The following is a 22,709-nucleotide window of genomic DNA, read 5'->3' on the forward strand; positions in this document are numbered from 1 at the left end:
GTTGATGAGCCTGGACGGGGTCTCCGTTCGCTTTCCCGTGGGCAGGCGCAAGTTCGTGACAGCAGTTGACGACGTATCCGTCGACATCATCGCAGGTGAAACCCTCGGTCTTATCGGGGAAAGCGGATCCGGCAAGTCGACATTGGCGCGTGCGCTCACGGGCTTGGTTCCGGTCAGTAGCGGCAGTGTCCGGTGGCGAGGCGACGATACAGCCTCGTTCTCCCGCGCTCAGCGCAGAACGTTCACCAGCTCCGTTCAGATGATATTCCAAGATCCACACAGCGCACTTGATCCGCGTCGAACCATCGGAAGTAGCGTGCGTGAGCCGTTGGATGTGCTGAACATCGGTGATAAGCGTCGGCGTTCGGACGTGGTGATGACGGCGCTTGCCGACGTCGGGTTGACCGAGTCGCACGCTGCTCGATATCCACATCAATTGAGTGGCGGGCAGAAGCAGCGAGCCAACATCGCCCGTGCGCTGGTATCTGAGCCTGAGATGCTGATCTGCGACGAGTCGGTCGCGGCGCTCGACGTCGCGCTACAAGCTGAGATTCTCAATCTCTTACAGGATCTCAAGGTCGAGCGTCACCTCACGATCGTGTTCATTAGCCACGACCTCGCGGTCGTCGGCCACGTCGCGGATCGCGTCAATGTCATGTACGTAGGAAAACTTGTGGAGCAGGCGCCGACAGATGAAATCTTTGAGCGGCCGCGCCACCCCTACAGTGAAGCGTTACTGTCAGCGCAACTAGATGTAACGGGCACGTCGCGGCACAGGATCATCCTGGACGGTGACATTCCGAGTCCTATGTCGCCGCCGTCCGGATGCCGTTTCCGAACTCGCTGCCCACATGCTCTCGAACTCTGTGCCGTGGACGTGCCCAAACTCGGCGAGGTGGCGCCAGCTCACGCGTCCGCATGCCTGCGGACCGCGGCGCTGTACGGGGACGACTCATCGCTTGTTGATGGCGTGGTGTCATGAGGATCTCTCGGCTCATTGGCCTGCGCCTGTTATCCGCTATCCCAACGCTGCTGTTGGCAACGCTGATCATCTTCCTGTTGCAGCGGCTCATTCCTGGCGATCCAGCCGTGTCCTTGGCGGGTGAATACGCTACGCCGGAGCGCATTGCCGAAATTCGGCAGGAACTCGGGCTCGATCGATCGCTGCCAGCGCAGTACCTCAGTTGGACGATCAATGCATTCTCCGGGGATTTGGGTACCTCGTTGAGAACGGGTGAGCCCGTTGCTAATGTCGTTTTCGATCGTCTGCCACTCACGCTGATCCTCGCCTTGTTCGCGCTTGTCGTTGCGATTTGCGTAGGCCTACCAAGCGGCGTCGTCGCGGCGTCCAAACCTGATTCTCGGCTGGATCGTTTCCTGACGACGGGATCGACGCTGGGCATCGCGATTCCGAACTTCTGGCTCGGCATGATGCTGATCATGGTGTTTGCGCTGGGGCTGGGCTGGTTCCCCGGCCCGGGCGGGGTTAGTTTGGCCGAAGATCCCGCCGCAGCGTTGTACGGTCTGGTACTGCCAGCGATCGCGCTCGGCTTGGTAGGCGGCGCGGAGATCGCCAGGCAGGTTCGCAGCGCAATGATCGAGAACCTCTCGGCGGATTACATCCGGACGCATCGTGCGAAAGGGGTTCCGCAAGGCGTCATTATCTGGCGTTACGCATTGAAGAACTCGGGTATTCCGCTCGCGACGATCATTGGGCTGCAGGTGTCCAGGCTCCTTGGCAGTGCGGTCGTGGTCGAGGCAGTCTTCGGATTATCTGGAATAGGAACCCTTGTGGTCGAGGCAACTAGTCAACGGGACTACCCGGTCATCCAGGCGATCGTGTTTGTCGCGGCGATCGTGGTCCTTCTCGTCAACCTGGTAGTCGATATTTCGTATCGGCTGCTCGATCCAAGGATTGCCTGATGTCGATACTGGATACAGCACCTGCTGCCCCGACCCAACCTACCAAGATAAGGCGCCGGGGCCGGACCTTGATCTGGGCCAGCTACGCGATCCTCGCGGCGATGGCCATTCTCGTAGTCTTCGCCGGGCTATTGGCTCCGCATTCGCCCAACTATCAGGACCTGGATGCAGTTCTGCTCTCACCGAGCGGCAGCCATCCGCTGGGCACCGACGACCTTGGCCGCGACGTACTCAGCCGGATGATCTACGGCGCCCGAGTATCGATCCTGGCATCACTGCTAGCGGTGTCGATTGCCGTGGTGATCGGCTTACCGCTCGGCATACTCGCGGGGTACGTCGGGGGAATGACCGACTCGGTCATCATGCGTGTAGTTGACGCCGTCATGTCATTTCCCGCGATCGTCCTGGCGATCGGTATTACCGCGGCGCTCGGACCGAACGTGATCACTGCGATGGCAGCCGTCGGGGTGGTGATTGCCCCGACGATCCTTCGGCTCGCGCGGGCGCAGACGATGGCGATAAAAGGGGAGACATTCATAGAGGCGGCACGGTCCTTCGGAGCGCGCGGCGTACGTCGCATGATCCTGCCGCACGTCCTGCCCAACGTCATTCAGCCAGTTCTGGTGCAGATTGCCATTCTCATGGGGTTCGCGCTCATCGCGGAGGCGAGCCTGAGCTTTCTGCAGCTCGGCGTTCAGCCACCAACTGCATCATGGGGCTCGGTGTTAGCCCGCTCGTATACGTTCCTGGAGCAAGCGCCGTTACAGATCTTTGTGCCAGGCATCGCGATCGCGCTCACCGTGTTTGCGCTGAACATTGTCGGTGACGATATCCAGCGAGTACTTGATCCGAAGCGTAAGTGATTATCTCGCCGTACCGCACCGGGTTAGGTGCGCAGATCTCTAGATATAGCGCACAAGCAGGCCGAGACGCCGGCGTTTATTTACCCCGATAAATGACCTAACGAAATGGAGTACGACATGTCAGCGAGCATCGATGACCTGATATCGCGAGATGACGAGATCGTTACCGAGGTGCTTGACAGGTGGGCAGCTAGTCACCCCGAGAAGTTGTTCCTCTACGACGGAGAACGAGACACGCGGTGGACCTACGGCGAGTTCGCGCGCACCACTGACTCGCTGGCGTCGCGGCTCATCGACGCCGGGATCACCAAAGGTGACAGGGTAAGTCTGTTGGTGGAAGATCCTGCAATCGCAGCAGTCTGGATGTTCGGCATCTGGAAGGCCGGCGGTGTGTATTGTCCGATCAACACGATGTACTTCGGCGACTTGCTGACGTACCAGATCGACGACACAGATCCGAAAATGCTTGTTACTGAAGAGTCGCTCGCTCGGGCGATCGTGGACGTTAAGGATCAACTCGCGTCATCGTTCGTCACTGTTCTGCACGACGCCGCCAGTTGGCCGAAGGCGCGTAACACGGCTGTGCCACAGGAGTTGGCCTCGTTGGAGGCGTTGGACGGCGGAAGGTTCCTCGAGCAGGCGGAGCCTCGTAACCTCAAAGTGCATTACGCGGATACGGCGAACATCATCTACACCTCGGGTACGACGGGCCGCTCGAAGGGCGTGGTGGAGAGTTATCGCTGGATGTACCAGTACGCGTACTACCCAAGCCACATCCTCACTGAGGATGACGTCGTGTACAGCGACCTGCCCATGTTCCACGTGGGTGCGGCATTCTTCAATGTGGCACGAGCGGTGTGGGCGGGCGCTGCGGTCGCGCTCTGGCGCAAGTTCAGCAGTTCCCAGTTCTGGGATCGAATCGACCAATCCGGAGCCACGGCGGCAACGCTCGTGGGCGTAATGGTGCCGTGGCTCATGGCATCGGACCCACGCGATGAGGATCGACGAAACTCCCTCAACAAGGTTCATATGCAGCCGTTGCCGGGGAATCATCGGGACGTGGCTTCGCGGTTCGGGTTCGATTTCGTGACGACCGGGTTCGGACAGACCGAGGCCGGACTCGCGATGTTTGGACTGTTGGAAGAATGTGCGCAAGGTGAGGGAACCCCGCACGAACTGTATGTCGGACGTACCCACGCCGAGATGGCGTCAACGCTCGAGAGACTCGGAGCGCCGGTGTTCTCAGGCGCCGGTATTACACAGACAGGATTCATGGGTCGGCCGACGTCATTTTTCGATGCGCGAGTGCACGACGTCGAGGACGAGGAATGCGCCGTGGGCGAGATCGGTCAATTGGTCCTGCGCCCTCGTGCACCGTCCTTGCTCGCTGACGGCTATCTGGGGAAGGCCGATGCGACTATGGAGTCGTGGCGGAATCTGTGGTTCCACACAGGCGATGCCGTGTACGTCGATGAGGACGGTTTGTGGTACTTCGTCGACCGGATGGGGGATCGGATTCGACGCCGCGGTGAGAATGTGTCTACTCAGCACTTGGAGGACCTGGTGTCTGGTTGCCCGGGCGTTGGTGATGCCGTTGCTGTTCCCTACCCGAGCGCCGATGCCGCTGAGGACGATATCGGGCTTTGCGTCACCGGGGCCGAATCTCTCACCTCGGTCGAGGTATTCCAGTGGTGCGAGCAGAATCTGCCTCGGTTCATGCGGCCACAGCGTGTCGTAGTCGTGCCCGAGGTGCCCACAACCCCGACAGGGAAAATACAGCGATTCAAGCTTCGCAACATGTTCCATGACGGCCGGTGAGCGTGTTGTTCGATTCTGTACTGATCGCTAATCGTGGCGAGATCGCCCGTCGTGTTATTCGGACCTGCAAGGAGTTAGGCGTCCGGTCGATCGCGATTTTCGACGAGATCGATCGAGAGCTCCCGTTCGTGGCCGAGGCCGATGAGTCGGTCTCATTGGGTAGCGGACGCATCACGGACACGTACCTGAACGGGCCGAAGATCACCGATATCGCTACGCGGCTCGATGCATCCGCGGTGCATCCAGGCTACGGGTTTCTGTCTGAGAGTGCTGACTTCGCCAGGGCGATCACCCAATCTTCGGCGGTCTGGATCGGCCCGACACCCGAGCTCATCGCGATGATGGGAGATAAGTCGGCGGCGCGTGAGGTCGTCTCCGGTATGGGGGTTCCCGTTGCCGCTGGAAGCTACCGCCGAGTGGATAACGAGGACATCGCCGTGCAGGTCGCGGCGTCGGCCGGGCTGCCGGTGATGGTGAAGCCGGCATTGGGCGGTGGTGGAATCGGAATGCAGGTAGCGACCACATTCGAGGGTGTTCGCTCGGCGTACGCCGCCGCGAACTCTCACGCCGACCGGCTCTTTGGCGGCGGTGGGGTCGTCATCGAGCAGTTCATTCAGAATGCCCGCCACATCGAGGTGCAGGTACTTGGTCTGAACGACGGATCGGTCATCGTGCTCGGCGATCGTGACTGTTCGGTACAGCGCCGTCATCAGAAGGTCGTTGAAGAGGCGCCCGCAACTGGACTCACTGTGCAACAGCGTTCGGCTCTGCACGAAGCAGCACGCACCGTCGGACAGGCCATCGAGTATCGCGGCGCCGGAACCGTTGAGTTCCTGATCGACACTGTGCAGGGCACGTTCGTGTTCTGTGAGATGAACACGCGTTTGCAGGTGGAGCATCCAGTCACCGAACTCATTACCGGCATCGATCTCGTTGCCGAGCAACTGCGGGTGGCTTGCGGCGACGAGCCCGGCTTCGTTCTCGGCGAGGTTTCACTGTCGGGCCATGCAATCGAATTGCGCATCAATGCCGAAGACCCGCTGACCTTCAGACCGAGTCCGGGGCAGATAGTCAGCTGGCAGGAGCCGAGCGGTGCGGGGATTCGCGTGGAGTCGGCCTACCAAAGCGGGAACACCGTGACGCCAGTATTCGACCCACTGCTCGCGAAGCTGTGTGTGCACGCCGATACCCGATCGTGCGCTATCGAGCGAGCGTCGAGCGCACTCGAGCGGTTCCGGATTGAAGGTCCAAAGACCAATCATGCCTTCCTCGAGACCTTGTTGAGTTCCCCGCAGTTTCAACGCGGCGGCTATGACACACGGATCGTCGAGGATCTGATGAAACTGATTAAGGAAGGGAAGTAGATATGAAGGTCGAAGCTGACGTCAGCGGCAGTGTGGTGGAGGTGCACGTCGCGGTCGGAGCCGAGGTGGCAAGTGGCACGGTGCTGGTCACCTTGGAGTCGATGAAGATGGAGGTTCCTATCGAGTCGACGTCGGCGGGGACAATCGAGAGCGTCGGCGTCGCCGTCGGCGACCTGGTTGACGAGGGTGACACCGTGGCGGTACTCCGATGACCGACGTGGAGGCAACCTCGTGGGCGGCAGAGGTCGCCGATCTTCGTGAACGTCAACGGATCGCGGCAAAGATGGGCGGCGAGGACGCCGTGCAGAAACAGCACGACCGAGGCCGCCAGACCGTTCGTGAACGGATCTCGCAACTTTTCGACCCGGAAAGCTTTAGAGAAACGGGTTCGATCGCCGGACGACGGGACGGATCGTCATTCGTCCCGGCTAATACGGTCTGTGGCCGCGGCACGATCGATGGTCGACCAGTGGTCGTCGTGGGTGATGATTTCACGGTTCGTGGCGGTTCGGTGGAGATTACCGAGTCCGGCAAGACGATCTACCCGGAGAAGCTGGCTAATGAGTATCGCCTCCCGTTGGTTCGGCTCGTCGAAAGCGGTGGGGGATCGATCAAGACACTGGAAGCGATCGGGCGCACCTACGTACCGGCGAATCCGGGCTGGGACTATCTGGTGTCGAACCTGTCCACTGTTCCGGTAGTCGCACTTGCCATGGGGCCGTGTGGTGGTATCGCCGCCGCACGTGTGTCTGCGAGCCACTACTCGGTGATGGTGAGGGGGACGTCCCAAGCTTTTGCCGGCGGGCCCCCGCTAGTTGCGCGTCAGGGCGAGACGATCGATAAAGAGTCGCTTGGCGGCGCAGCGATCCAGACTCGTAATGGCACGGTGCTGGACGCTGTGGACTCTGAGTCGGAGGCGTTCGAGCAAGCTCGCCGCTTCTTGTCCTATCTGCCTAGTTCGGTGTACGAATTGCCACCCCGCGCTGAACTCACGGACGACCCACGTCGTCGCGACGAATCGCTGTTATCTGCCATTCCGCGTAATCGTCGCAAACCGCACGCGATCCGTCCGATTATCGAGACCATCGTGGATAAAGGTTCGTTCTTCGAGATGGGTAAGAATTGGGGAAGGTCCATTGTTACCGGCCTCGCTCGTCTCGACGGCTGGCCAGTGGCTGTTCTGTCGACCGACGCCAGATACGGGGCCGCATTCACCGCGGACGGTGCTCGCAAGACCGAATGGTTCGCGGATCTGGCAGAGACTTTCCACCTCCCTGTTGTCCATCTCGTCGATCAACCAGGGCTTCCGATTGGGTCCGAGGCCGAGCGTGCCGGCACCATGAGATACGCAGTTCGAGCCACGTCCGCGGTCTACCAAGCATCAGTGCCGTGGTGCTCGATCATTATTCGTCGGGCATTCGGGGTCGGCGGCGCGGCGCACAGCAACGCGGAACGGGTGCAGATTCGCTACGCATGGCCGTCGGCAGAGTGGGGGTCACTTCCGAATGAGGGTGGCGTTGATGCGGCGTTCCGCTCGCATATCGAGAACAGCGATGACCCGGCAGCTGAGCGGGCCAGGCTCATCGCGGAGATGGACGCCGTGCGCAGCCCGATGTTAACCGCTGAAGATTTCGGCGTGGAGGAGATTATCGATCCGAGAGACACCCGCGCCCTGCTGTGTGAGTTCGCGAATCTGGCGGCACCACTTCGGCGTCCCGGGAGGAGTTCTTGGGGATTCCGAGGCTAACGGAATACCCGGCTCACCTGCGGTGGATTGGGCCTGGTTCGGCGCGAAATATCCAGGCCTGAACCACCGCAGACCTGCGCGGGCGCTACTTGGGCTCGAGGGTCAGCGAGATCGAGTTGATGCAGTAGCGGTCGTCGGTGGGGGTGTCGTAGCCCTCGCCGTGGAACACGTGTCCGAGGTGTGAGTGGCACGAGGTGCACAGCACCTCGACGCGACGCATACCGAGGGAGTCGTCCTCCTTGAGGATGACGGCGTCGGTGTCGGACGGCGCGAAGAAACTGGGCCAGCCGCAGTGGCTGTGGAACTTGGTATCGCTGCGGAACAGTTCGGCGCCGCAGGCGCGGCAACTGTAGACGCCTTCAGTTTCGGTATCGGTGTACTCCCCGGTGAAGGGACGCTCGGTGCCGGCCTGCCGCAGTACGGCGTACTCGGCGGGCGTGAGCTGTTCGCGCCACTGCTGCTCGGACTTGGTGACGGCTGGCTGCTGAGTCTCGGTCATATCTCTACGGTACGACGAACGCCACGAAAGATGCACCCGTCGCAATACGGCCGCCGCAATTCAGGGCCACGTCCGCGCGCAATACACTGCCCTGCCCGCTACCGTGACGTCATGGCAAAGAAGACGACAGCGGCATTCGTGTCTGCCGGACAACGCGAGGTGCGGGTCTCCAGCCCCGATCGTGTCGTGTACGAGGCAACTCGGACAACCGCGCAGATCACCAAGCTCGACGTGTGCAAGTACTACGCCGCTGTCGGGGACGTCATGATGCGGTCGATCGGTCAGCGACCGACGGCGATGGAGCGATGGCCAGATGGTTGGCGGGAGGGGATGCGCCTCGCAGTCGGCCCCAAGGACGCCGGCGCCGATGGCTTCTACCAAAAACGACTCCCGCGGGGTGCGCCTGACTTTATCGAGACCGTTAAGGTCACCTTCCCGAGTGGTCGCCAAGCCGACGAATTGTGTCCGAGCGAACCAGCGGCATTGGTGTGGGCAGCACAGATGGGTACGCTGACTTTTCATCCGTGGCCGGTACGCCGACGGGACGTCGACCGCCCGGACGAGCTCAGGCTCGATCTTGATCCGCAGCCGGGCACGTCGTTCACGGATATTAAACGGATTGCGTCCGTGACTCGAGAGCTCCTGGACGAGCTCGGGATGCGTGGCTACGTGAAAACGAGCGGTAGCCGCGGCGTACATATCTACGTCCGTATTCGAGCTCAGTACACCTTCGAGCAGGTTAGGCACGCCGCAATTGGGATTGGGCGTGAATTGGAACTCCGCGACGGCGGCGTGACGACCGCGTGGTGGAAAGAGGAACGTGGCGAGCGGGTGTTCCTCGATTTCAATCAAAACAATCGAGATCGAAGCATCGCCGGCGCCTGGAGTCTGCGCGCGCGTCCAGGTGCTCCTGTGAGCACGCCGCTGAGTTGGGATCGACTCGCAGAGGTGAACGACCCCGCGCAATACACGCTCGCGAACATTCCCGAGTACCTGGCGGACGGCGACCCGTGGCAGGACATGGATGAGGTGGCGTATCCACTTGAGCCACTACTGGAGCTGTGGGAGAAGCATCCAGGCGGAGAGCTGAACTTTCCGCCGGACTATCCCAAGATGCCGGGCGAGCCTCCGCGGGTTCAGCCGAGTAAGAAGGTTGCCGAACATTGGGACGCCGACGGCAACCGGATAGAACCCTAGGAGTTCGAAGGGTCGGGTTCGGCGAGGTCGATGACCGACGGCCGGCTGACCTACTGGTTTAGCCGGGTGGTCAGCGCGTGTTCGATCCAACTGGTGATGGCATTGTTGATCTGACGGTCGTGCAGCGCTGTGATGATGTGAACGCGCTGCGGGCCCAGCCGTGCCGTCGCCCCTGAGGCGCGTTCTTGGAGTTCGTCATCCTGTTGGGCTACGCGGTAGGCGTCGTTCAACGCGCTTGTCACCTGCTGAGGGTGCAACGGGCGGGTGGCATGCTCATGGTTCTGGAGTGGGGCGCGCTCGCGATCGATCCAGGACGGTGGGAGCCAGTGCGGCATCCCACGGATCATTCGACACTCCCAGCCCTGCGATTCGAACTCTCGATGGTGATAACCGCACACAAGAGCGAGGTTGTCCAGATCGGTGTTCCCGCCGAGCAGCCATGGAACGACATGATGTGCTTCGCACCATTGCGGCGGTGCATCACAACCCGGGAAGCTGCATCCGCGATCACGCGCGATGAGCGCGTTCCACTGCCGTGGAGTCGCGTAACGACGATCGCGGCCGTACGCCACGATTCCGTCGGCTTTGCTCATGAACGTCTGAATCACCTCGGCGTTGTCGGCGAGCTTGAGGAATTCAGCGAAGCTCAGGACGCGTCCGTCGCTCGTACGGAAGGAAGGGGAGTCAGTCGATCGGGTGACAGGGAACTCGAGGCCTTGCGCATGTTGATCGAGGTGCGTCATTAGGTCGTCGAGCTGCGCGATGATCATGACGCCGGCGCGCGCGCCGTTGCTGCCGGGTAACTCACCGGTTCGAATGTGGCGGTCGCAGAGGTCTTCGAGCGCATCATGCATGCGCTGTACGTGCGTACGGTCGTCGCCGATACCGTCGTGAGCCGGCTTCGGCGCAGCCAACGGGCTGAGAGTGGCGTGCAGTTTCGCCCGCAAGGTCTTGGTGAGGACCCCGCTGATCGTGCACGAGCCGTCGGAACGTTCGGTGCCCAGAGTGACGCCGCGACGTGCCCGGACCAAGGCGTCGCGGGGTGGTTTGCCATCCGGCACTAGGACGTCCAGGATCGTGTTGGCGATCGTGCGGAGTTCGGCTGGGTTGAATGCCGCGCAGTATTGCACCAGCGCGGCCTCGGCATCGCGGCAGGCGTCGTCCTGCACGGTGGCGACATCGAGGTCACGAATGCACGCTCCAATGACTCGCGCCTGTGCTGCCGACACGTCACCGAGGCGTTGAGCATCGGCAGTCGCCGGTAGTCGGCTAGGGAGGCGCTCGCCGCCAAGCGTGATAATCGGAGCCACCATGCCGGCCGCTTGCAACCGCTCCTTGGCCTCGGCCCGGGTGACGCGGGTGATCTGGGCAAGCGCGTGCGCGGTGCTACGCGCGCCAGTGAACTGCTCGAGGTGACCGCGTGCGGCCGCATGGAGCAGTGCATGATCCACACTGACGAGACGGTTGCGGGTCTTCTCGAACGCGCGGATTGACGCGGCGAGAGACGGCAAGTCGAGACACCCGAGCTCCTCGTGATCATTGAGGGCTAACAGCGCATCGACCCCCGAGTTGATCAATCGGAGTGCAGCCTGCACGCTCGCGGGAGGTTCCGTGGTCTCGACCTCGCGCGCACAGTGATCGGGAGAACGATCCGCGGCGGTAGTCACACCCGGGACCACCCATTCTGCGTGTCCTTCGATCATGTGTTCGATTATAGGCGGTCAGCGGGCCGCGCGTCAGCTGTCCTGTCGCAGGTCAGGGGCTCCTCGTCAACCGCGTGGAGTCAGCGTCAAACGGGAATGACGCGGCCGGCGACGCAGAAGCGCACCTCGTCGCTGACCGCTGCGATAGCGGCATTGAGCCGGCCCATCTCGTCGCGAAATCTGCGCAACGATCGTTCGGCCGGCACCAATCCTTGACCGACCTCGTTTGTTACCGCGACGACGCGTCGCCGGGTACTGCGCCAGGCATGGACGAGTTCGTTGACTTCGGCTGCAACCGCGTCGGCGGCGCCAGATTCCCATGCGTGGTCGTCCCAACCGTTGTGCCGATCCAGTATTCGAGTGAGCCACAAGGTAAGGCAGTCAATGAGGAGCGGGCCGCCGTCCGCACTGAGCACGCTGGTCAGGTCCAGCGTTTCGAGCGTTGTCCAGTGCGCCGGTCGCTGTCGCTGATGGAGCGTCACGCGCTCGACCCACTCGGGATCGTCCGAGCGTGGGTACGACGTCGCCACATAGGTCACGTCGTCCTCTGCTGCGAGCATTCGCTCCGCCTCGAGCGATTTCCCGCTGCGTGCGCCACCGATGACCAGTGTGCGCAGCACCTCGGGCGTTACAGGGGTCGTCTGCGCCGCCCCTGACGAAATCACCGAGCCATCAGGGACGACGCGCGCGCCGTACGACGCCAGCTGGCGCTCAAGTTCTGGCAGTGGCGGGTTGTGATGAGACAAATGCACCGCGATCACCTCCGTTGAGTCGACGACGGCGCGTACGGCGCGCAACCGACGGAGCTGATCGGCGAAACTCGGCAGGTCCAAGTGAGCCGTGCCGTGCGCGGTGAAGTGTCCGAACGTCTGCTCGAGAAAGACCACGTCGTACGCCGCTCCCGTGGTGGCGGCCACTGTCGAGGACGGCAGCGGACCGGTGTCCGTGGCGTAGAAGACCCGGCCACTGGGAGCGGCTACGTCGTACAGCACCGCGTCGTCATCGTGCGCAGCCTCCAGGACGCGTACCCGTCCGCCGGCGAGGTCGAGTACATCGCCCGGGACGACCTCATAGAAGGTGACCGGCGTGTCCGGTGGCAGCCACATACGGGCGTGTGCAATGACCGATGGGGGACCAATCACGTCGAGCGTGGCGTCGCCGGTGACCCAGGATCGGTACAGCAAGAACGCCGGTGCTGTGTGATCCGGATGATTGTGCGTGAGTAGTACGTGCCGAACCCGATCCAGCGATACGCCGGCACGTTCGGCGCTGCGAGCGGTATCAGGACCGAAGTCCAGCATGAAGTCGTCGAGAAGTACCGAGGTCTGCGCGCGAATGACACCCAACGCCCGCGCCGACGAACAGGACGCGCACCGGCAGAACGGGTTGGGCCAGCCATCGGCCGATCCCGTGCCCAGGACCTGAATCATTGGTGCCTCCGTAACTCGTGGCTCCGCTCAGTATGCGGCGTGTCATTCAGGGCCAAGGATTCCCGCACTACGCCGATCGCCTCGACTCGGCGCACAGGCTCGGCGGGCTCGAACCGGACGGGCGCATCGAACGCGGCGCGCCGCGATACGCGTCGCAGCGCACGTAAAATCTGCGCACCGACCAACACGATGAGTACGAGTGTGAAACTCGCCCGCGCGACGTCCCAGATCGCTGACGTCGTCAGGTAATAGCGGCCGTAGTTGACTAGATTCTCCATCGGGGTCGCGCCGGCGACGAAACTCAGCGCATCACCGTAGTAACCGAAGGGCCAGAACCACAGGTTCATCAGCGCCCCGTAGAACAATCCGAGTACGAATCCCAATGCACCAAGAGACCAGATCTCCACGCGCGGACGCATGCGAGGCAAACAGCCGGCGAGGAAGCCGACCCAGCCCGCCGCCATCATTTGGAACGGCAGCCACGGCCCAACGCCGCCGGTGAGGAGCGCCCCGAGAAACAGCGAAAGCGCGCCTTGAACGAAGCCGAACCCGCGACCAAAAACGCAGCCCCCGAGCAGGATCAAGGCGAAACTTGGCTCGAGCCCGGCAACCCCTGGCGCGAACACCCGCAGCGCGCCGCCGACCGCGGACAGCAACGCCAGCAGCGCTATCGCCTTGGCATCGATGTGACCCGCATTAAGTTCGGCCAGCAGGATCGCTGCCATCAGCGGAAGCACCGCGGCGAAGATCCAGGGTGCGTCGGTACTGTGCGAACTGGCGCGCGCGAGCTCGGCGGTCTCGAAGACGAACGGCCAACCGAACGCAGCGAGGGTAATGATGCTCGCGAGGGTGAGCAGCAGAGCCGCCGGCCATCGGATGCGGATCAGCCGCATATCAGCCATCAGACTCACCCGTTCTGTTCGCTGGGGCTGCCGCGAGCGCGACGGCGACATCACCTGGGGTAAGCCATTGCTGCGGTGCGAGCACCTTCACCGTTTGTGGGGCGAACGCCGGTGAGGAACTCACGATCTGCGCGACGGGCCCGTCAGCCACGATCTCGCCGTCGCCAAGCAGGAGTACGCGCGAGGCGACCTCCGCCACGAGTTCGACATCATGTGTCGCCAACAGCACCGCGTTTCCCTCGGCCGCTAACGACCGCAAGATACGCACCAATTGTTGCTTGGCGTCGTAGTCCAGGCCGCGCGTCGGCTCATCCAGCAGTATCACTCGCGGTTCGGAGGCCAACACGATCGCCAGCGCGAGGCACAGCTTTTGGCCCTCCGACAGGTCCCGGGGGTGGTGTGCGTCGGCGATTCCAGGCGCGAGTCGATCCAGCAGCCCACGTGTTGTTCCCGTCGCCGCCTGTGCGTCCCGATCCGACATCGCGCATTCCTTGCCGACGGTCGGTGCGTAGAGCAAGTCGGCGGGGACCTGCGGCACGAGCCCGACGTTGGTGGCGGCGACCGTACCGTGTGAGGCTTTATGGAGTCCCGCAATCGAGCGCAACAAGGTGGACTTCCCGGCGCCGTTTCGCCCCATGAGTGCTACCACTTCGCCGCCACGGACGCTGCAGTCCACGCCGTTGAGCACCGGCTGGCGAGCGAACCCAGCCACCAGGTCGGACACCGCCAGTACGACGTCGCCAAGCGCCGCCGGTGCGTGTTCGGGTGCCGGAATGCCGGCGAGACCCGCACGCAGATCGTGCGCCCGTCGGCGGGCATCGCGCACCGTCAAGGGCAGCGGGCTCCACCCGGCGATACGCCCGAGTTGAACTACCGGCGGCACGATCGGAGCTCGCGACATGATGTCGTGCGGTACGCCGAGTTCGACCTCCGATCCGTTCCCGGGCACGTAAATCACGCGGTCCACGTGCGGTACGACCCGTTCGAGTCGATGTTCGGCGAGCACCACCGTCATGCCCAGGTCGTGCACGAGCCGCTGCAGCGTCGCGAGCACGTCTTCGGCGCCGAGCGGATCCAGTGCGGACGTCGGCTCATCGAGCACCAGTACGCGCGGATGGGGAGTGAGCACAGCGCCGATTGCCACTCGCTGCTGCTGGCCACCGGACAGATGCGCGAGCGGACGCCCACGCAGATCCGCGAGCCCAAGAAGATCGAGCGTTTCTTCCACGCGGCGTCGCATCACCGACGGGGCAATCCCGAGCGATTCCATCGAGTACGCGAGTTCATCCTCGACGTTGTCGGTAATGAAGCCGGACAGGGGATCTTGTCCCACGAACCCGACGACGTCGGCTAGATCCCGGGGCCGGTGCGTCTGCGTCGATCGTCCGTCCACGGTGACCTGACCGGCCATGGTGCCGCCGGAGAAGTGCGGAACCAAGCCGTTGATCGCGCGCAGCAGCGTGGACTTGCCGCTGCCGGTGCGGCCCATCACGAGGGTCATCTCGCCTTCGTCGATCTCGAACTCGACTTTGCTCAACGCGGGGCCTGACGCGTCGGCGTAGGCGACAGTCACCCGATCGAAGCGAATCATGACGCGGTCCCGGCATGATCCACAGCCGCGGCCGGGTCGGGGCCCCGACGCTCACCGAACCGGGATCCGTTGCGCGGTGGCGGCGGCGCCACGAACGCCGGGAGCGCCGCAATCAGGATGCCGAGTAGAGCTAGCACGGGGACAGGCGGCACTGTAGTGATCGAGCCCAGCACGAGGTCTTCCGGCGCCACGCCGACCTGGACGAACATCAGCGTCGCTGCAGCAATACCGGCCCCGGACACCAGGAATTCCGGCAGGGCCCACGGATCAGGTCGATACCGCGTACGACCGGTGCGTCGTCCGCCGCGCACCAGCCCGGCGAGCGCCAGTGCAGCACCGACCAACAGCATCGGCAGACCCGTCCAGGCGCCGTCCGCGCCACTGAGCAGGCCATACAAGCCGATACAGCAGCCGAGCGCGCCGCCGAGCACCATCGCGATGGTGAGCCGCCGCGCGCGCGGGTTGTGCACCGTCGTGCGGCCATAGCCCCGAGCGTCCATCGCTGCCGCGAGATCGACCGAGCGTTCCAATACCCCTTCCAGCATGGGCATCGCGAGCCGTCCCAGCCGCCTGAACCGGCCGTGCGGGCCGCCGCGCAAGCGAGCCGCATCGCGAACCCGGCGCGCGTCGGTAAGCAGCTGGGGGGCGAAGGTCAGCGCGATGATGCAGGCGACGCCGATTTCGTACAGCGCCCCAGGGACGTACCGCAGGAGCTGACGGGCGCTACCGAGGGCATTGGCCGCGCCGATACAACAAAAGATGGCCGCGAGTTGGAGGGCGACGTACAACGCGGTCAGCACTGCCTCGAGCGTGATCGCCCCGCCGATCCGCAGCCCAGTCGATTCGGGTAGCGGAACTTCCGGGAGTGTGAACAGCAGCCGGGTTCCTTGAGTATTGCCGGCGAACAGCATCTGGAAGATCAGATGGATCGCGATGACCAGGAGCGCGAGCCGGAAGAACATCGCGTACGAAGATGCCCAGGGTGTGTTTGGGCGGCGGGCCGAGGTGACGAACCAGGTCACCGCGATGATGAACAGCAGCGGGATGGGGTTCGTGGTTCGGCTAGCGGCGGCGATGAGTCCCAGCGCCCACAACCACCACGCCACGGGATGCAGGGCGCGGGGATAGGTGACGAGGTGCTGGGGGCGCATGGGCGTTGTACGGAACCGGACTATGCGGCTCGACGGCGGCTGAGGTAGAAACCGCCGCCAGCGACTAAAAGCACGACCACGACAGCACCGATCAACAGCGGCGTGTTGGTGCCATCGTCCGACGCGGACTCGCTGGCCACAGCGTCGTCATCATCCGAACCAGCGATCGCGAATTCGACGGTGTCATCCGCGGGGGTACCCGATTCGGCGATCTCGTCCGCGCAGCCGGTGGTGGGGTAGTCGTTGATGCCGCAGAGCAGAGGTGCGATGCCGCCTGGCTCCGTGCGTACCGCGGACGCCGCCGATTCGAGGACCTGTAGGCCGTTCGCGTCCTCAGGTACCTGGGCGCAATACGCCTGCGGCTCCGGCGGCGCGGCGTCACTGGGGGCATCCTGCTGCACGCCGTAGTCGATGAGCACGGCGACTCGCTTCTGCCCGTCGGCGGCGTCCACGCCGGCGCACACCTCGTCGAAGGACACGGTGCTGAGATCGGCGCGTGGCAGATTCGGGTTGGTGAAGTCGGCGGGGGCGGCGTACCGATATCCCTCGATTGAGCCGTCGGCGGGTGTCGCGTCAGCGGGACCGGTGTCGGCGGGCACGAATGCGCCGTCCTGGACGGTGAAGTATGCCCAGTACCTATAGATGTCGTCGGCGTGTGCGGGGCTGACCGCCAACATGATCGACCCAGCGGCACCGATGAGCACGGCGAAAGCTGTGGCGAGTAGAGCTCTGAGCGAACGCATTGTCCGGCTTCTTTCTTCGGGTGCGGCACCACGGGGTAGCCGGACCGCGTCCGGCTCCTGATCCGTAGACCTCGACGGTGGGAGCCACGATTCCGCCTGGATATCCGGCTGTACGGCTGCGGGTCAGCGCCGGAATCGCACCGGCTTTCCCGAGACGGAATGTGCGGTCTCCACGGGGAGACCAGTATCCAGAATCCCACCTCGTTGGCCGTTCGTCTCAGCCGGGCCTCATGAGCAGCTTCAGGACGACTACAAATGCGCGTTCGGCCGGGCGCCGAGCAAGCCCGTTTCCGGATGGCAGTGGAGGTACTCGAAGCGCAACTGATCCGCGTCGAGTACGGCAACCTCGTGATAGAGGCGCAGCCCGGCAGCACCCTTGAAGTGCTTGATGAACTGGCCGAAGGAGCCGAATATCTTGAGGTGGGTCTGGTGCGATCGTGACCAGTCTTCGAGTTCTGATAGCGAATGCCACCAACTGTGCCCGTAGGTCTTCTCGATAGGTTGCCCGTCGGCGCTCAACTGCATCAGCCGGTTGGAGTAACAGCCGATCGGGCGTCCCTGTGTCGTCAGGAAATCCATTCCCTCGCGCAGTACCGGCTGGATCCTCTCCAGCCACCACGCACGTGCTTCGTCCTCGGTGTCGACCCAGTCTTGTCCGGATCGAATCAGCGCCATGCCGTCGTGCGGCTTGACGACGACGAGGTCGCCGTCGTCATCAAAAGTTAACTCCCCATGCGCCTCGAGAGCGGAGGTCTGGCTGGAGGGTAGTCGATCGCGCATGCTCCCCCAATAGGCGTGTTCCGCGATCGGCTCACTGATGCTTTCGGATTGCGTCGCGACGCCCTCCTGGCGGCGACCGCCGGTAATCATTTCGAAGTCGTTCGCGCCCGGAAGCGCGATCTCCTGAAAGTAGCCCAGCCCATCGGCCGGGCGGTCCGCCGCCGTCCACGAGGGGTGGTTGAGCTCCCAGCGCCGGAACTGTTCCTGATCGAGCCAGTACAGCACCGAGACCTCGTTCGTGTAGCCCGCGGGGTCCCTCACGACGGCGGTGTCGCGGTACACCGGCCCATCGGCCGACTCGATGCGCTCAGTCAGCGTCGCGTGCGCCAGGTCTGCGGCGGTCGGCCGCTCGCCGCGGTACTGGAGTCCGTAATAACCCATGACCGTGCCCGTCACCTCCGGCGAGAGCCGAGGGCTGAATGCGGGGGATGGAGGATTCCAATCGTCGCGCATTCGGGCGGGCTCAGTGCGTTTGACCCTCAGGTGTGCGGGAACGGCCGATTCCATGTCATTCCTCCTGCAACGATGGCGCGTCGGTGACGTGAGCCACTCTAGTCGGTCGGCGTATCGTCCGGGCGCGCCTCCAACACGCCCGCCAGTGGGTACGGATCGATCTGCGGCAGTTGCTCGAATGTGCACGAGGCGGGTTCACGGTCATGGCGCCAACGCACGAAGGTGGCGAGGTGACGTAGCCGAGCCCCTTGGAATTGGTCGTACGCGACCTCGGCCACCAACTCGGGGCGCACCGGGTTCCAGCTCAGATCTTTGCCGGCGCTCCAGCGGCTTTGCCCACCTGGCAGTCGTTCGGTGGAGTCTTCGGGTGAGAGCCAGGCATGCCACGGATGCTCCTGCGGGGCGCATCGGTATGGGGCGAGGAAGTCAGCGAGTTCGGCACGCCGTTTCGCGGTGAACGAGGAGCAGGCGCCGACGTAGTGCAACGCTCCCGTGTCGTCGTACAACCCGAGCATGAGTGAGCCGACGACGTCGCCGGACTTGTGCCATCGAAATCCGCACACCACGGCGTCCAGATCGCGCCGGTGCTTGAGTTTCAGGTAACTGCGTACCCCGGGCTGGTAGGTACTGGTGAGATCTTTGGCGATCAGACCGTCGAGCCCGGCACCTTCGAGATCGGTGAACCATGCCTGCGCCGCGTCGGGATCCGTCGTGGACGGGGTGCGGAAGATCGGTGCGTGGACCTCGCGCAAATGCGACTCCAATAGCCCTCGCCGGACGCTGAGCGGCTCGTCCAGCAGGACCTCGCCATTCACGGCAAGCAGGTCGAACACGACGAGAGATGCAGGGCTTTGCTGAGCCAGCAGGTCAATTCGCGATTGCGCCGGGTGCAATCGCAACTGAAGGGCATCGAAGTCGAGTCGGCCGTCTGTCTCGATCACGATCTCGCCGTCGATGACGCAGCGTTCGGGGAGTTGTTCGAGTAGGACGGCGACCAACTCCGGGAAGTAGCGGGTGAGGTCGGTGCCGCTACGGCTGTCGATGCCGATCTCTGGGCCGTTGCGGTGCACAATCGCGCGGAAGCCATCCCATTTCGGCTCAAAGACCCAATCACCCGATGTCGGCAGAACCTTCGACGGCTTCGCGAGCGCTGGTTTCAGCGGACGGTCAAGCGCGCTCATGCCAACCTCGAGACGGTTGATTCTGCGGTCTCGACCGTCACATGTGATCGGATCCTTGGTGGCGCCTGGCCATCGAGCGCGGCGCGCACGTTCGGAAGTAGGGACTTGGTCACTCGGGCGACCGCACGGCCCACGTCGTACGGCGGTCCGACCCAGATAGTCAGCCACACGTGCACCTCGGACTCGGTCGTACTCACGCGCGCGCGGGCGCGCTCGATATCGTCCAGGGTCGCGGCGTCCTGCTCGATGCACTCCGCCAGATAGTTTCCCGTGACGGACACGGTGCCGGCGGCGGCACGTTCGAGTTCGATCCGGCTTGATCCGGGCATCCGGATCTGCGCCGATGCCCACCACACCGCGAGGATAACCACGATGAGTGCGACTCCTGCGGTGGTCGGCCACACCCAGGAACCGTTCGCGGCGTACCAGGCAGCCGTGGGGGAGGAGACGACGGGGCTGGCGCGTCGAGCGCTGCCGAAAGCGCCGGTGCTGTGCAGTAATCCGCCGATTCCCAACAACACCAGCACAATGCCGATCACGCCCAGGACGACGCGATTCACCCGGTCGGTGCGATCACTTCTCATCGGCTCTCGCCCCCAGACGACGCCTCGACAGACGTCGCATCGACGCGGCCCGACGGTGCGTCAACGCGTCCCGACGGCGGTGTGTCGCCAGGCACGAGGGGGCGCTCGCGTGGGCCGATGACCTCGATCTCCAGCCGGGGTACGCGAACCCACGGCAGTTGCTTGAGGCCGTGGCTGAGTGCTTGGGCTAGGTCCTGCTCGACGGTCTCGATGGCGGCGAGGGGTGCGGTCACGCTGATCCTGGCGAGGTCGCGACTAAACTCTGCGCTGGCGGACCCGACGCCCGGCACGGCCTCGGCCTGCCGGCGCAGCATTTGGGCGATAGCGCGAGGTGGGATGACGACATCTACGTCGTCTGCAGGGGGAGCGAGGGTGAACAGGCGCCCTTTGGCGAGTGCCGCCACGAGCAGCAACAGGAAGCCCACGATGATGAGCGCGACGGCGACGTACACAGGCGATGAATCGTCCCAGGGCGTGGTGCGCAGCGCGTCGTACCAGTCATCGGTGGGGATCAGGAAGTCACTACCGCTGGTCATCCCGACCACGACCTGTCCAATGACGAGGCAGCCGCCGACGACGAGCGCCAAAGCGACGAGCGCGCTCACCACCCGCAGCATGATTCGCTGGGCTGTGTTCATAACACTCGTGTCCTGCGTCGAAGGTTGACCGGTGCCGCTTCAACGTCGATCGCGACCACGTGTAAGCCGCACAGCCGCTCGACATCAGCGGCCACGACATCGCGCAGGGTGGCGGCGAACGCCGCGACCGGCATCGGGTACTGCACACCGACGGTTACGGTCAGTCGCGCGATTTTGCCGTTGATCTCGGCGCGGGCGCGCGGTGCCGAACCTCGGGGTGCCGCCGGGTGCAACTGCGGGGTGATGGCGCCATCAGCGCGGTGACAGGCGTGTGCAGCGATCCGTTCCACGACGTTGGGCGAAATGCGGGTGAGCCCACGAGCTGCCGGGTCAGCATCGGCTGGGGTGCCCTCGGGTGCGGCGGACACGACCGACGACGTCATGCTCGGTCGCGGCCCTTGCCGCGCGTCATGCCGCCGAGGTCTAGCTCGCCATCAACGACCCGGCCGAGCACCAGGCCGATCGCGCCAAGGGCCGTGACCAGCAGGAATCCGGCAAACCCGCCGATGATCGCGGCGAGGCCGATGAGCATCCCGGCCAGCAGTCCGATGTGCGCTGAACTCATGGGGTCCTCCGTGGTTCTTCGGTGTCGGTCCGGGACGCCGACGTGCCTGCCTCGTCCGGCTGCGGATTCTGTTGTGGGACGGTGATGTCTTCGATGTGCACGACTATTTGACCAGCGTAGTCGTGGCCGACCGCGCGGACGGCGGACTGGATCTCACGGCCGAGTTCGCCGAGGTGTCGTCCGGATTCGGTGATCACGTGCACATCGAGTTGGTCCGGGCCGACGCGCACACCCCAGACGCGCCCACTGGTCGAGAACGTCGCTGCGGTGCCATGCGGCCCGGCGTGCATACCGAGGACGCCAGGGACGGCTAGTGCGGCATCGCGGAACACTTCGGGCGTGCTCACTGCAGCCGCTCGCCGCGTGAATCGGTGAGCGCTGGGAGGTTCACATCGTCGACGGTGATGTTGACCTCGACGACCTGTAGGCCGGTCATTTGCTCGACGGAACTGATGACTCGTCGGCGTACGTCTCGCGCGATCTGTGTGATCGGAGTGCCGTACTCCACCACGATGTCCAGGTCGACCGCGGCCTGCGTCCGCCCGACCTCCACTGACACGCCCACGGTTGGCGATGGTGCGGCGCCCGGAATCCGATCGCGCACGGATGTCACCGAGCGAGCGGCACCCACGCCGAGTGCGTGCACGCCGGCGACTTCCCGGGCGGCGAGCGCGGCGATCTTGGCAACGACGATCTCGGACACGGTGATCGTGCCATCGTCGAGCGCGAGGCCGCTCGGGGCGGCGGCCGGCGGATTCGTCGGCGGTTGCGCGGTCGTGGGTGCGCTTGCCTGCGGTTCGTCCGAGATAGTCACCTGGCCCATCTTTCCTGCTTAATCCAGTGGTGTCGACCGGGGCGAGTTGCGTGTCGCGCCGATGAGGTGGACTGATTACCCCAGATGGGCGCGCAAGACGAGGCCGGCCTCAGGCCCTCGGGAACGCAGCGCCTCGATGGCTTCGTGGACCTGCGCAATGGTGTGAGTCGGCTGGTCATCATCGTCGTCTTCACCGGGTAGCACCACAGGTGTGTCGATGACTAGTTCGGCGAACGTGAGCGCCTCGGCGCGTCCTTCGGCGGCGAGCACATCGAGCATCATTCGTTGTCCGACGCCGGCAACACTGATTGCGAGCGATCCTTCGCAGGGATAGTGGCTGGCTATGCCATTGAGTGCGAGGTATACCGGCCGCGGGCCGCGCAGAACCGGCGCGAAGGTTCGCGCCGCGATGAAATGAGCTGTCAGGTTGCTATCGATGGTGCGCTGCCATCGAGACATAGGGAGCGCGAGGCCAGGCTCTGCGACGTACCACCCGCCGATCGCCGCGATCGCCAGCGGAATACCAAAGTCGCGCAGTTCGGACGCCAGCACGCCGGCGGCGTCAGCGTCGGTCAGGTCCACGCGGTAGGTGAGGGCGCCGGTGGCCGCGGCTAGCGCGTCGAGTCGGCGCGGATCGCGACCGACCGCATGTACCCGGATACCGTCGGCGGCGTACCGCGCGCAGAGTTCCCGGCCGACGCCGCCTGTGGCGCCCACGACGAGCACATCCGATCTTGGCAGGGACATGGTTCTCCGATACGTC

24 protein-coding genes are annotated in these 22,709 nt (G+C 63.9%); 8 read left to right on the forward strand and 16 right to left on the reverse strand.

All coding sequences use genetic code 11. From position 1 onward, the window contains the following. Positions 1–4: 4 nt before the first annotated feature. The 7 genes from E1H16_RS08285 to E1H16_RS08315 all read left to right on the forward strand — a co-directional run bounded on the left by E1H16_RS08285 (position 5) and on the right by E1H16_RS08315 (position 7,715). Positions 5–982: an ABC transporter ATP-binding protein gene (locus E1H16_RS08285; RefSeq protein ID WP_243837790.1), complete on the forward strand. Its 978-nt coding sequence runs from the start codon at positions 5–7 to the stop codon at positions 980–982. Beyond that, a complete protein-coding gene (locus tag E1H16_RS08290) occupies positions 979–1,923 on the forward strand; it encodes an ABC transporter permease (protein WP_134323226.1) in 945 nt (314 codons plus the stop codon). The genes E1H16_RS08285 and E1H16_RS08290 overlap by 4 nt, the downstream gene beginning before the upstream one ends. After that, complete coding sequence (locus E1H16_RS08295) at positions 1,923–2,786, forward strand: ABC transporter permease subunit (RefSeq protein WP_134323227.1); 864 nt, start codon at positions 1,923–1,925, stop codon at positions 2,784–2,786. The genes E1H16_RS08290 and E1H16_RS08295 overlap by 1 nt, the downstream gene beginning before the upstream one ends. Before the next feature lie 117 nt (positions 2,787–2,903). Then, the gene (locus E1H16_RS08300; protein ID WP_166741678.1) at positions 2,904–4,604 is read left to right on the forward strand and encodes an AMP-binding protein; all 1,701 of its coding nucleotides are present in this window, start codon (positions 2,904–2,906) and stop codon (positions 4,602–4,604) included. Beyond that, on the forward strand, positions 4,601–5,968 hold the full coding sequence (locus tag E1H16_RS08305; protein WP_134323229.1) for an acetyl-CoA carboxylase biotin carboxylase subunit: 1,368 nt from the start codon (positions 4,601–4,603) through the stop codon (positions 5,966–5,968). The genes E1H16_RS08300 and E1H16_RS08305 overlap by 4 nt, the downstream gene beginning before the upstream one ends. 2 nt (positions 5,969–5,970) lie before the next feature. Then, complete coding sequence (locus E1H16_RS08310; RefSeq protein ID WP_134323230.1) at positions 5,971–6,180, forward strand: biotin/lipoyl-containing protein; 210 nt, start codon at positions 5,971–5,973, stop codon at positions 6,178–6,180. Then, positions 6,177–7,715, forward strand: a complete 1,539-nt coding sequence (locus E1H16_RS08315) for an acyl-CoA carboxylase subunit beta (RefSeq protein WP_134323231.1) — start codon at positions 6,177–6,179, stop codon at positions 7,713–7,715. Before E1H16_RS08310 ends, E1H16_RS08315 begins: the two co-directional genes overlap by 4 nt. Before the next feature lie 85 nt (positions 7,716–7,800). On the opposite strand, the gene msrB is transcribed toward E1H16_RS08315, so the two are convergent. Then, positions 7,801–8,214, reverse strand: coding sequence for a peptide-methionine (R)-S-oxide reductase MsrB (gene msrB / locus E1H16_RS08320; protein WP_134323232.1), 414 nt, complete (start codon positions 8,212–8,214; stop codon positions 7,801–7,803). A 111-nt stretch (positions 8,215–8,325) separates the two neighbouring features. Between msrB and E1H16_RS08325 the strand changes: the two genes are divergently transcribed. Then, complete coding sequence (locus tag E1H16_RS08325) at positions 8,326–9,411, forward strand: DNA polymerase domain-containing protein (RefSeq protein ID WP_134323233.1); 1,086 nt, start codon at positions 8,326–8,328, stop codon at positions 9,409–9,411. Between the two features lie 50 nt (positions 9,412–9,461). Here the strand turns inward: E1H16_RS08325 and E1H16_RS08330 are convergent, their stop codons facing one another. The 15 genes from E1H16_RS08330 to E1H16_RS08400 form a co-directional block, all read right to left on the reverse strand. Beyond that, positions 9,462–11,114, reverse strand: coding sequence for an HNH endonuclease signature motif containing protein (locus E1H16_RS08330; RefSeq protein ID WP_134323234.1), 1,653 nt, complete (start codon positions 11,112–11,114; stop codon positions 9,462–9,464). An 86-nt stretch (positions 11,115–11,200) separates the two neighbouring features. Continuing rightward, a complete protein-coding gene (locus E1H16_RS08335) occupies positions 11,201–12,544 on the reverse strand; it encodes a bifunctional adenosylcobinamide kinase/adenosylcobinamide-phosphate guanylyltransferase (RefSeq protein ID WP_134323235.1) in 1,344 nt (447 codons plus the stop codon). Further along, positions 12,541–13,446 (reverse strand): ECF transporter S component, encoded by a 906-nt coding sequence (locus E1H16_RS08340; RefSeq protein ID WP_208378930.1) that lies wholly within the window; start codon positions 13,444–13,446, stop codon positions 12,541–12,543. Before E1H16_RS08340 ends, E1H16_RS08335 begins: the two co-directional genes overlap by 4 nt. Beyond that, positions 13,439–15,037 (reverse strand): ABC transporter ATP-binding protein, encoded by a 1,599-nt coding sequence (locus tag E1H16_RS08345; RefSeq protein ID WP_134323236.1) that lies wholly within the window; start codon positions 15,035–15,037, stop codon positions 13,439–13,441. Before E1H16_RS08345 ends, E1H16_RS08340 begins: the two co-directional genes overlap by 8 nt. Further along, on the reverse strand, positions 15,034–16,188 hold the full coding sequence (locus tag E1H16_RS08350; protein WP_134323237.1) for an energy-coupling factor transporter transmembrane component T: 1,155 nt from the start codon (positions 16,186–16,188) through the stop codon (positions 15,034–15,036). The genes E1H16_RS08345 and E1H16_RS08350 overlap by 4 nt, the downstream gene beginning before the upstream one ends. A gap of 20 nt (positions 16,189–16,208) precedes the next feature. Next, positions 16,209–16,931, reverse strand: coding sequence for an SCO2322 family protein (locus E1H16_RS08355; protein WP_134323238.1), 723 nt, complete (start codon positions 16,929–16,931; stop codon positions 16,209–16,211). 249 nt (positions 16,932–17,180) lie between these two features. After that, a complete protein-coding gene (locus E1H16_RS08360; RefSeq protein ID WP_134323239.1) occupies positions 17,181–18,218 on the reverse strand; it encodes a phenylacetaldoxime dehydratase family protein in 1,038 nt (345 codons plus the stop codon). 44 nt (positions 18,219–18,262) lie between these two features. Beyond that, positions 18,263–19,345, reverse strand: a complete 1,083-nt coding sequence (locus E1H16_RS08365; RefSeq protein WP_134323240.1) for an ATP-dependent DNA ligase — start codon at positions 19,343–19,345, stop codon at positions 18,263–18,265. Next, positions 19,342–19,929 (reverse strand): hypothetical protein, encoded by a 588-nt coding sequence (locus E1H16_RS08370; protein WP_134323241.1) that lies wholly within the window; start codon positions 19,927–19,929, stop codon positions 19,342–19,344. The genes E1H16_RS08365 and E1H16_RS08370 overlap by 4 nt, the downstream gene beginning before the upstream one ends. Continuing rightward, a complete protein-coding gene (locus E1H16_RS08375) occupies positions 19,926–20,567 on the reverse strand; it encodes a DUF6286 domain-containing protein (protein ID WP_134323242.1) in 642 nt (213 codons plus the stop codon). The genes E1H16_RS08370 and E1H16_RS08375 overlap by 4 nt, the downstream gene beginning before the upstream one ends. Further along, positions 20,564–20,950, reverse strand: coding sequence for an Asp23/Gls24 family envelope stress response protein (locus E1H16_RS08380; protein ID WP_134323243.1), 387 nt, complete (start codon positions 20,948–20,950; stop codon positions 20,564–20,566). The genes E1H16_RS08375 and E1H16_RS08380 overlap by 4 nt, the downstream gene beginning before the upstream one ends. After that, the gene (locus E1H16_RS08385) at positions 20,947–21,132 is read right to left on the reverse strand and encodes a hypothetical protein (RefSeq protein WP_134323244.1); all 186 of its coding nucleotides are present in this window, start codon (positions 21,130–21,132) and stop codon (positions 20,947–20,949) included. Before E1H16_RS08385 ends, E1H16_RS08380 begins: the two co-directional genes overlap by 4 nt. Next, positions 21,129–21,479, reverse strand: coding sequence for an Asp23/Gls24 family envelope stress response protein (locus E1H16_RS08390; protein WP_134323245.1), 351 nt, complete (start codon positions 21,477–21,479; stop codon positions 21,129–21,131). The genes E1H16_RS08385 and E1H16_RS08390 overlap by 4 nt, the downstream gene beginning before the upstream one ends. Next, complete coding sequence (locus E1H16_RS08395) at positions 21,476–21,955, reverse strand: Asp23/Gls24 family envelope stress response protein (protein WP_134323246.1); 480 nt, start codon at positions 21,953–21,955, stop codon at positions 21,476–21,478. The genes E1H16_RS08390 and E1H16_RS08395 overlap by 4 nt, the downstream gene beginning before the upstream one ends. 66 nt (positions 21,956–22,021) lie before the next feature. Next, positions 22,022–22,693 (reverse strand): SDR family NAD(P)-dependent oxidoreductase, encoded by a 672-nt coding sequence (locus E1H16_RS08400; RefSeq protein WP_134323247.1) that lies wholly within the window; start codon positions 22,691–22,693, stop codon positions 22,022–22,024. Between the last annotated feature and the right edge of the window lie 16 nt (positions 22,694–22,709).

This window comes from Cumulibacter soli (assembly GCF_004382795.1).
In the GTDB taxonomy this organism is placed as follows: Bacteria; Actinomycetota; Actinomycetes; order Mycobacteriales; family Antricoccaceae; genus Cumulibacter; species Cumulibacter soli.

Excerpts from the sequence above, each read along its gene's own strand:
- E1H16_RS08310 (WP_134323230.1), top strand. The coding sequence starts at position 5,971 with ATGAAGGTCGAAGCTGACGTCAGCGGCAGTGTGGTGGAGGTGCACGTC.
- E1H16_RS08285 (WP_243837790.1), top strand. The coding sequence starts at position 5 with ATGAGCCTGGACGGGGTCTCCGTTCGCTTTCCCGTGGGCAGGCGCAAG.
- E1H16_RS08360 (WP_134323239.1), bottom strand. The coding sequence starts at position 18,218 with ATGGAATCGGCCGTTCCCGCACACCTGAGGGTCAAACGCACTGAGCCC.
- E1H16_RS08380 (WP_134323243.1), bottom strand. The coding sequence starts at position 20,950 with ATGACGTCGTCGGTCGTGTCCGCCGCACCCGAGGGCACCCCAGCCGAT.
- E1H16_RS08400 (WP_134323247.1), bottom strand. The coding sequence starts at position 22,693 with ATGTCCCTGCCAAGATCGGATGTGCTCGTCGTGGGCGCCACAGGCGGC.
- E1H16_RS08330 (WP_134323234.1), bottom strand. The coding sequence starts at position 11,114 with ATGATCGAAGGACACGCAGAATGGGTGGTCCCGGGTGTGACTACCGCC.
- E1H16_RS08340 (WP_208378930.1), bottom strand. The coding sequence starts at position 13,446 with ATGGCTGATATGCGGCTGATCCGCATCCGATGGCCGGCGGCTCTGCTG.
- E1H16_RS08385 (WP_134323244.1), bottom strand. The coding sequence starts at position 21,132 with ATGAGTTCAGCGCACATCGGACTGCTGGCCGGGATGCTCATCGGCCTC.
- E1H16_RS08350 (WP_134323237.1), bottom strand. The coding sequence starts at position 16,188 with ATGCGCCCCCAGCACCTCGTCACCTATCCCCGCGCCCTGCATCCCGTG.
- E1H16_RS08315 (WP_134323231.1), top strand. The coding sequence starts at position 6,177 with ATGACCGACGTGGAGGCAACCTCGTGGGCGGCAGAGGTCGCCGATCTT.
- E1H16_RS08365 (WP_134323240.1), bottom strand. The coding sequence starts at position 19,345 with ATGAGCGCGCTTGACCGTCCGCTGAAACCAGCGCTCGCGAAGCCGTCG.
- E1H16_RS08355 (WP_134323238.1), bottom strand. The coding sequence starts at position 16,931 with ATGCGTTCGCTCAGAGCTCTACTCGCCACAGCTTTCGCCGTGCTCATC.
- E1H16_RS08290 (WP_134323226.1), top strand. The coding sequence starts at position 979 with ATGAGGATCTCTCGGCTCATTGGCCTGCGCCTGTTATCCGCTATCCCA.
- E1H16_RS08325 (WP_134323233.1), top strand. The coding sequence starts at position 8,326 with ATGGCAAAGAAGACGACAGCGGCATTCGTGTCTGCCGGACAACGCGAG.
- E1H16_RS08375 (WP_134323242.1), bottom strand. The coding sequence starts at position 20,567 with ATGAACACAGCCCAGCGAATCATGCTGCGGGTGGTGAGCGCGCTCGTC.
- E1H16_RS08370 (WP_134323241.1), bottom strand. The coding sequence starts at position 19,929 with ATGAGAAGTGATCGCACCGACCGGGTGAATCGCGTCGTCCTGGGCGTG.
- msrB (WP_134323232.1), bottom strand. The coding sequence starts at position 8,214 with ATGACCGAGACTCAGCAGCCAGCCGTCACCAAGTCCGAGCAGCAGTGG.
- E1H16_RS08300 (WP_166741678.1), top strand. The coding sequence starts at position 2,904 with ATGTCAGCGAGCATCGATGACCTGATATCGCGAGATGACGAGATCGTT.
- E1H16_RS08345 (WP_134323236.1), bottom strand. The coding sequence starts at position 15,037 with ATGATTCGCTTCGATCGGGTGACTGTCGCCTACGCCGACGCGTCAGGC.
- E1H16_RS08295 (WP_134323227.1), top strand. The coding sequence starts at position 1,923 with ATGTCGATACTGGATACAGCACCTGCTGCCCCGACCCAACCTACCAAG.
- E1H16_RS08335 (WP_134323235.1), bottom strand. The coding sequence starts at position 12,544 with ATGATTCAGGTCCTGGGCACGGGATCGGCCGATGGCTGGCCCAACCCG.
- E1H16_RS08395 (WP_134323246.1), bottom strand. The coding sequence starts at position 21,955 with ATGGGCCAGGTGACTATCTCGGACGAACCGCAGGCAAGCGCACCCACG.